We start from the raw sequence: 8,011 nt of genomic DNA, 5'->3' as shown, positions 1-8,011 counted from the left end.
GGTGTGGAGTGGGGGAAAATCCGGAGATAACTTCAAAGGATTACCTATCACTATTCAACAGCTGGCGGGATATTGAAGTCCAGTATTCCGGAGGCGTCACGAAAAAACTGACCGAGCGCTTTGAGAGCCCTCAGCACGCAATCAATGTGATTCGCCGTATGCTCCACACGTCCGGTATGGTTCTGGACAATGCCAGCCCGGCTGTGCTGGGGCATTTATCCAAAAACATCCGAATCGCAGCCATGAAAACGCCGTTGGTGGATGAAGACGTAGGGATTGCAGCCTCTATCCGTATTGTAAATCCACAATCCATGAAACAGGAAGATTTTATAAACGGGGGAACCGCTACCCAGCCAATGATGGATTTTTTGACCGAGTGTCTGAGGTACGGGATCTCTATCTGTGTGGCAGGGGCGACAAGCTCCGGGAAGACAACGCTGCTTGGCTGGCTTTTGACAACCATACCGGATAACAAGCGGATTTACACCATTGAGAGTGGTTCCAGGGAGTTGGCGCTGGTGCGCGAGAAGGAAGGCGCGGTAACGAATTCCGTCATCCATACCCTGGCACGGGACAGTGAGAATGAGCGCCAGAGAGTGGATCAGATTGCCTTACTGGACATGGCGCTGCGGTTTAACCCGGATATCATTGTGGTGGGGGAAATGCGCGGGCCGGAGGCCAATGCAGCCCAGGAGGCGGCCAGGACCGGTGTGGCGGTGGTAACCACCATCCATTCCAACAGTTGTGAAGCCACATACCGGCGTATGGTGTCCCTGTGTAAACGGGCGGTGGACATGAGCGATGAGACCCTCCTATCCTATGTGACAGAGGCCTATCCAATCGTGGCATTCTGTAAGCAGCTGGAAAACCGGGAAAGGCGCCTGATGGAAATCCAGGAGTGTGAAATCCGCCCGGATGGAACCAGGAGCTACCGGCCGCTGTTCCAGTACAAGATCACGGAAAACCGGGTGGAAGACGGGAAATTCATCATTGAAGGCCACCATGAGCAGGTGCATGCCATATCGGACGGGCTGGCAAAACGGCTGTTGGAGAACGGGATGCCGGGTGAGACGCTGAAGAAGTTGAGGGGAGGTGTGAATGTATGACATTGATGCAGCTTTTAGCCTGTGCCGGTATGATAACCGGTGCTTTTTTAATTCTGGGCCTAAAACCGATGGAATTTACAGACGGTCTGTTTGGCTTTTTGATGCAAAAGCCCAGAACGTTAAAGGAGGAAATCAACGAGGCCACCAGCCGGAAGAAACCGGGGGTGTTTCGCCGGGAAATCCGTACGGCCCAGGAAATCCTGGCCATGACGGGCCGGGAAAGCCGTTTTTCCATGATCTGCGCAGCCAGCTTGTCCTTGTTCTGTGTTGGCGGCTCGCTGGCAATCCTGATGGGGAACTATTTTCTGGCCCCGGTTTTGGCGATGGGCTTCCTGTTCTTCCCTTTCTGGTATGTGCGCCTGACGGCCGGCCATTACAAGAAGAACGTGGCGGCGGAGCTGGAGACAGCCCTGTCCATCATTACTACAGCATATTTGAGGAACGAGGATATCCTGACCGCGGTGGAGGAAAACCTGCACTACTTAAATCCACCGGTCTGCAATGTGTTTCAGGAATTTTCAACCCAAGTGCGGATGGTGAATCCCGATGTGGAAGCCGGGCTGCAGGCACTGAGAGGGCGGATTGAAAACGATGTGTTTGAGGAGTGGTGCAATGCACTGTGCGACTGCCAGTATGACCGCAGCCTAAAAACCACACTAACGCCGATTGTGAGCAAGCTGTCAGATATGCGGATCGTAAATGCAGAGCTGGAGCTGTTGGTGACGGAACCCAGGAAGGAATTTATTACTATGGTGATCCTTGTCATTGGAAATATCCCGTTAATGTATTTCTTAAATCGCAGCTGGTACGAGACGCTGATGTTTTCCTATATGGGACAGATCATCCTGGCGGGATCGGCGGCTCTTATCTTTATCAGCACGGCGTGTGTGATCCGTTTGACCAAGCCGCTGGAATACAGGAGGTGACGGGGATGATTGGATTACTGGTCTGCTTTGGCGGACTGCTGGCGGCCGGATTGTTTTTCCTGGCAGCGGATATGCTGCGTCTGCCGTATTTAAAGACGTCAAAGGCGATGATTAATACAGGAAGGGAAAACAGAAAGGCAGCAAAGAGTCTGGAAACGTACCTCCTTTCCCTGGCTGTGAAGCTGGCGCCTTATATTCATATGGATGATTATAAACGGGGGCGGCAGAAAAACATCTTAAAGGCCAGTGGGCTGAATATGGAACCGGAGGTGTATCAGGCCTATGTTATTTCCAAGGCGGGGCTTGTGCTGCTGGGCGTGATTCCCTGTCTGCTGGTTTTTCCACTTCTGGCTGTGATTGTCGTGGTTCTGGCGGTGATGGTGTATTTCAAGGAGCAGGAGCAGGCGGATGAGCTGCTGGCGAAGAAGAGGGGAGAGCTGGAGGGCGAGCTGCCCCGGTTTGTGTCAACCATTGAGCAAGAACTGAAGAACAGCCGGGATGTGCTGTCCATTGTGGAGAACTATAAAAAGAACGCGGGGGAAGAGTTTGCCAATGAATTGGAAATCCTGGCGGCGGATATGCGCTCTTCCAGCTACGAGGCAGCGCTTACCCGGTTTGAGGCCCGGATCAACTCCCCCATGCTCTCCGATGTGGTGCGGGGGCTGATCGGCGTACTACGGGGCGATGATGGTGCCATGTATTTTCAGATGCTGTCCCATGATTTCAAACAGATGGAGCTGCAGCGGCTGAAAAAGGAAGCCCAGAAGATCCCGCCCAAGATTCGGGTGTTCAGCTTCCTCATGCTGGTGTGTTTTATTATCACTTACCTGGCGATTATCGTATTTGAGATTCTAAAGTCCATGGGGAGTATGTTTTAGAAAAGAAAAAGACGGAGGCGCAAGGACATGAGCAGTGTTAAAAATCAGACAGGAATGGCAGAAAAAGAAGTTAAAAACAGGAGCGGGCAAAAATTATCGGGGACAGTGCGGGAGTTTTTGGAGAGACATCCCAAAGAACCGGTGTTTATGATGACGCCCGGCGGATATGTGTATCTGGTCCCGGAGCAGATTGGGAATCTTTTGGCGGGTGAAGCCGTCTCTGGAAGTCCGTACAGTTGGAGGGAATGCGTCCAGATCAAGGCGGAGGAACTTTTACAGCAGAAGGTGGAGTCAATGAACCATGCGGAGGGCACCTGGTATGTGTTGACGCGGTTAAATGAGCCAGAAGTGATTCCTGCCAGAACCAGTGAGGAGGGGATGGTGTGTCATATTTAAAGAAGATTCTTGCCGGCCGCGGCGGGGAAGGGTACATTGATGTGGCAGTTTTAATTTTGTGCGTGATGCTGGTTCTGGCTCTTTCCGTAAAGATTCTGCCGGTGTTTATAGCGAAACAGCAGCTGGATACTTTTGCGACAGAACTTTGCCGGGAGGCAGAGATTGCGGGCCGGATCGGGAGTGAGACGAACCGGAGGGCGGCTGTTCTCAGAGAAAAGACAGGACTTAATCCCGAGGTTCATTGGTCAACCAGTGGCCGGATTCAGCTCAATGAGGAAGTAACCGTGCAGCTGACCTGCCGCTATAATCTGGGATTGTTTGGAGGATTTGGTTCCTTCCCCATCACCCTCCGGGCTGCGGCAACCGGAAAGTCTGAGGTGTATTGGAAATGAAAAAATGGCTGGTGTGTTTGAAAGATCAACGTGGGACTGCGTTTCCCCTGGTAATCGCGGTGACTCTGGCCTGCCTTTTGATTCTGTGTGGAATCATGGAATTTTTCCGTCTGAGCCTGATTGCCTCTGGGGTGAAAGAAGCGCTGCAGGATGCAGTGGTTGTGGTGGTAAATGACAACTACGCCAATGTCTACCACGGAGTACGGGAGGGATACTCGGGAGGATATTATACGGAAGGATATGGTTTTGAGGAATCGGTGGATACAGGGGATATTTATTACCACCTGGATGAAACGCTGGGAACACGGCGGGAGGGAGGAACCCGGGTGAAATATACTGGAGGTGTCCTGGAGTATAAGATCTTCGGGCTGGATGTTACAATCCGCAATGCGCCCCTGGCGCCTTCAGACCCTGTAAATGCACAACGGTTTGAAGCAGATGCCGTGGTCTGGCTGGAGGTTCCGGTACAATTTGCAGGAAAGACATTTCCTCCTATGAAGATGAAACTTAAAGTACGGGCCGGGTATATTGAAGTATTCTGAAAAATAGGGGGGAAAGAGGGGGAAATGGGAAAAGTCACTGGACTTTTAGAGCGGGTTACGGTATGTTATGTCATACAAAGATAAAAGTACAAGGGGGCGTAATCAATGAAATTGAATGAGCGGATGAAACGGCGGCTGGCTGTCCTTGGTTGCGTGGTTGTGGGAGCTGTATTGATTGCAGCAATCGGCAGCCAATTCAGAGGTGAGACACAGGGAAGCAACCAGACGGAGGAGCAGACAAAACAGACGGAAGCGGTAACAGTAGCGGTCATGCCGGCAGAGACAACGGAAGTGGTAACAACAGAGGAAGAAACAGAGCCAACCAAACCGGATATCGTAGTGAGGACCGAACCGGAAACGGAACCTTCCGGGACAGGGACAACGGAGCCAACAGCGGCTCTGCCGGCACAGACGGACCGGACGGAACAGGCCGTGCAGCCAGCTCCAGTAAAACCAACTGCTCCGCCTGAAGAAGTGTTAAAGAATCCTGCCCAAAAGCCGGATGGAGAGTCCGTGGAAGGAACTCCCGAGGCCATACCCCATGAAGAGGTTGTGCAGCCAAACGAGGTGCCCACACAGGCAGGGGAGCCGCAGTATGGAACTACACAAAATGGGAAGATTTATGTACCTGTTTTTGGCTGGATTGATGAGATCGGAGAAGGGCAGGGAACGGTAGCTGAGGATATGTATGAGAATGGGAATAAGATTGGCATTATGGATTAAAAGTATCGTGATGAGACACCGCTTCGGCGGTGTTTTTTCTTTGAGGATGTGCGGGAATGTGACAAAAAGACTGGCTGTGCTGACAATGGTGTTGATGCTTATATGCCCTCTCACCGTATACGCAGTCGGAGAAGGAAATCTGGATGGCGGAGGTGGGTCCATGGGACAGGGAACTTCACAGAACAAGTGGACTCCTGGCATGGAAGGGGTAAGAGTGACAGTCATCCTGGCGGAAACCAGGACCCCAGTGACACAGCCCATTGACTTTACAAACAAAAGGCCGACCAATATCCAGCTGCATTTTGGAAAGGTTAGCAAGCTGTCCTATAACAAGGGAACTGCATTGAATGCAAGCAGCGAGACTTATACATTTGTGAATCCGGGACAGTCCCTTCCGCGGATCATTAGTTCACAGAGTCTTGGCGAGGCCAGCATAGAGGCGATTAAAAACTATTTTACAGACGAGCAGGTCATCCGTAGTATTGCAAACCTGACAGGAATAGACTTTGAAGTGCTGACAAACGGCAAATACAAACTGTTGCTGGAACCCATTGCCTATGTTGTGTTTCAGGGAACCAATATAGCAATGACAGCAACAGAAGCTGCTCTATATGACCAGGCGGGAAATGGTGCGGTACGTGCGATGCTTCCCACGATTGGTTTTCAAAATCTGCCGCTATCCATGTTCTTAGAGACCGCGGATTTAGGATATCCTGTCTGGAATGGGCCAAAGTCCGGTGTGCGTTCCAACCAGGAAATCATCGCGTCCCTGGGGCTGGGAATTGTACGCTTTAATGAGATAACCACGCCGCCGGCTATTGACGCCTTTGATTATGAGTACCGGGTGAATACGGAAGTTATCACCGCAGTGACGGTAAGGGGAGGCCAGTCGGATCCGGATCATCCGGTTTCCGTTACCTTCCGGGTGGCCGGAAAGGCGATGCGTGTGGATCACGTTTACTATCCAGAGGGAGACAGCCAGATTGCCTGGATTCGATGGACCACCCCTTCCACACCGCAGACCATGACCATACATGTCACGGTTTCTGGCGGGGGAAGGACCGACAAAAACACGATTACAGCAAATATCGTAGACTTGAATAAGAATCCGCCCCCGGATCCCAACGCGGATGACCGGAATGACGGTTTTACCATCCCATCAGTTTCAGTCCGGGAACAGGTGACAAGAGCGGATTGGGGTGTGTGGAGGCCATGGTGGTATTCTTACTGGGTCTGGCACAGCGGAGATGATGATGACGATGGATTTTGGTGCGATCACGGCTGGTGGAAATTTGATTATGACCGTTACCAGGCCAGACTATCAGCTGAGATGGAAATCTACCCGGATGAGAAATCCCCGACTGCTTCCGGAAACACACTGAAGTCCGGTTATGGCATCCAGGAGACAGTGACAGCAGGGGTGAGCACCAATCAAAGCCATGCGGTGACAGAAGCCCAGAACGCCATCACCTACTTCCCGGAATTTGATTATCAGAGCTACTGGCGTGTACTGGAACGGATGGGGCGGGGATATCAGACCCGGTTTGAGTTTAAGGAGAACCCATTCAGCACCTATGAACGAAGGACACATTTTTTGCCAATCTGGTATCCCGATGGCAGCTATACGCCCTATACATGGCTGATTGACTGCTGGACGCCGGCCGGGATGCTATCTATGAATCTGACAGATTCGGTCCGGGTGCAAGGGAATCTTTGGCAGGATTGGCACATTTCGCCTCAGAAACCGAGGTAGGATAACGGTTGTTTAAGAACAGAAAAATAGATAAATGAAGTGGTGGCCGCAGGATTTCTGCGGCTTTTGCTGTATGTGATGAAGCGCTCATGGAGCGCTCATTTCATTGGTATGAGAGGAGAGCTATATGAAAAAGTTTAAATGGATGATTGCACTGATTGTTGTATTACTTCTGACCACTATGTTTGGCATGACAGCCTTTGCCTCCAACACCGGGAATGTAGCAGGCGCAGTGGAAGGCACCTGGAAAGCAGCCTCATCCCAGATCAAGACGGTGGTCAACAACGTGGTGTTCCCGGCAATCGATCTGGTATTGGCAGTGTTGTTCTTTGTCAAGGTGGCAACTGCCTATATGGACTACCGGAAACATGGTCAGATTGAGTGGGCACCGGCTGCCATTTTGTTTGCAGGATTGGTTTTCAGCCTGTTTGCACCGATGTATGTGTGGCAGATTGTTGGGATATAATGCAGTTACAGAGGGCTGGCAAGAAGTGATACACTTGCCAGCCAATTGATTATAAGTCCTTATGTTGTATTCGTTTGCTGAGATCTAAGATCCGTGCATGTATGTTCTTAATTGTCTGTTCAAACTCTGCATCCGATTTCCCACTGGGATCATCAATCCCCCAGTCTTCGCGATATCTGCAGGGTAGGGATGGACACTGAACATTACACCCCATTGTTATTACAATATCCACTGGAGGAATATCTGTAAGCAGTTTGGAATATTGTTTCGATTCCATATCAATATTATAAAAATGTTTCATTAGCCGTACAGCATCCTGATTGATTCGTGGTTTTGTTTCTGTTCCGGCTGAATAGCTTTCAAACACATTGGCAGCAAGCTGTCGACCCAGTGCTTCTGCAATCTGACTGCGACAGGAATTATGCACACAGATAAACGCTACTTTGGGGTTGGACATAATGAAAATCACCCCCTTGCTTTTTGTAGGATTTTTGCAACCTCTTCTTTTTTGAGAACCTTGCCAAAGGAAACTACCTTTCCATCTACCACCAGTGCAGGAGTAGACATTACGCCATAAGCTGCAATTTGTGTAAAATCGGTCACATGGTCGATAGAAGTGTCCATCGATAATTCCGCAAGAGCCTCTCTTGTTGCTGCCTCCAATGCATTACATTTTGCACAACCGGAACCAAGTATTTTGACACCAGCACCTGTCGTTTTAGCTGCCTTTGCTTTAGCCATTGCTTCGGCATTGCAGTTTATACCGCAGCAGCTTTTTGGTGTCTCTTTCTTTTTGCTGAATAAATTCATAGCCATTACCTCCATTTTT

The 8,011-nt window shown here is 50.5% G+C and carries 11 protein-coding genes; 9 read left to right on the top strand and 2 right to left on the bottom strand.

Features of this window, described 5'->3' with window-relative positions:
- The 9 genes from CLFS41_RS28825 to CLFS41_RS28785 form a co-directional block, all read left to right on the top strand.
- Positions 1–1,106: CpaF/VirB11 family protein (locus CLFS41_RS28825; protein ID WP_045094367.1), on the top strand; the 1,106-nt coding region annotated here is incomplete at its 5' end.
- Entirely contained in the window at positions 1,103–2,032 is a 930-nt protein-coding gene (locus CLFS41_RS28820) for a hypothetical protein (RefSeq protein WP_045094361.1), read from the top strand. The genes CLFS41_RS28825 and CLFS41_RS28820, both read left to right, overlap by 4 nt.
- A 5-nt stretch (positions 2,033–2,037) precedes the next feature.
- Complete coding sequence (locus tag CLFS41_RS28815) at positions 2,038–2,910, top strand: hypothetical protein (RefSeq protein ID WP_045094360.1); 873 nt, start codon at positions 2,038–2,040, stop codon at positions 2,908–2,910.
- Between the two features lie 27 nt (positions 2,911–2,937).
- Entirely contained in the window at positions 2,938–3,306 is a 369-nt protein-coding gene (locus CLFS41_RS28810) for a hypothetical protein (RefSeq protein ID WP_045094359.1), read from the top strand.
- The gene (locus CLFS41_RS28805; RefSeq protein WP_045094358.1) at positions 3,294–3,698 is read left to right on the top strand and encodes a DUF4320 family protein; all 405 of its coding nucleotides are present in this window, start codon (positions 3,294–3,296) and stop codon (positions 3,696–3,698) included. Before CLFS41_RS28810 ends, CLFS41_RS28805 begins: the two co-directional genes overlap by 13 nt.
- Positions 3,695–4,240 carry a hypothetical protein gene (locus CLFS41_RS28800; protein ID WP_045094357.1) on the top strand — a complete coding sequence of 182 codons (546 nt, stop codon included), beginning with the start codon at positions 3,695–3,697 and terminating at the stop codon, positions 4,238–4,240. Before CLFS41_RS28805 ends, CLFS41_RS28800 begins: the two co-directional genes overlap by 4 nt.
- Positions 4,241–4,345: 105 nt before the next feature.
- Positions 4,346–4,963 carry a DUF6550 family protein gene (locus tag CLFS41_RS28795; RefSeq protein ID WP_045094356.1) on the top strand — a complete coding sequence of 206 codons (618 nt, stop codon included), beginning with the start codon at positions 4,346–4,348 and terminating at the stop codon, positions 4,961–4,963.
- An 85-nt stretch (positions 4,964–5,048) separates the two neighbouring features.
- Entirely contained in the window at positions 5,049–6,716 is a 1,668-nt protein-coding gene (locus tag CLFS41_RS28790) for a hypothetical protein (RefSeq protein WP_347469257.1), read from the top strand.
- Positions 6,717–6,843: 127 nt separating this feature from the next.
- Positions 6,844–7,182 carry a DUF3852 domain-containing protein gene (locus tag CLFS41_RS28785; RefSeq protein WP_045094354.1) on the top strand — a complete coding sequence of 113 codons (339 nt, stop codon included), beginning with the start codon at positions 6,844–6,846 and terminating at the stop codon, positions 7,180–7,182.
- A 49-nt stretch (positions 7,183–7,231) separates the two neighbouring features.
- On the opposite strand, the gene CLFS41_RS28780 is transcribed toward CLFS41_RS28785, so the two are convergent.
- Both CLFS41_RS28780 and CLFS41_RS28775 read right to left on the bottom strand, forming a co-directional pair.
- On the bottom strand, positions 7,232–7,639 hold the full coding sequence (locus CLFS41_RS28780; RefSeq protein WP_045094353.1) for an arsenate reductase ArsC: 408 nt from the start codon (positions 7,637–7,639) through the stop codon (positions 7,232–7,234).
- Positions 7,640–7,647: 8 nt separating this feature from the next.
- Entirely contained in the window at positions 7,648–7,992 is a 345-nt protein-coding gene (locus CLFS41_RS28775; protein ID WP_045094352.1) for a thioredoxin family protein, read from the bottom strand.
- Between the last annotated feature and the right edge of the window lie 19 nt (positions 7,993–8,011).

Source organism: Clostridium sp. FS41 (assembly GCF_000954015.1).
Taxonomy (GTDB): domain Bacteria; phylum Bacillota; class Clostridia; order Lachnospirales; family Lachnospiraceae; genus Enterocloster; species Enterocloster citroniae.
The sequence above is the reverse complement of the archived record's forward strand: the minus strand, read 5'-3'. Positions and strand labels throughout refer to the sequence as shown.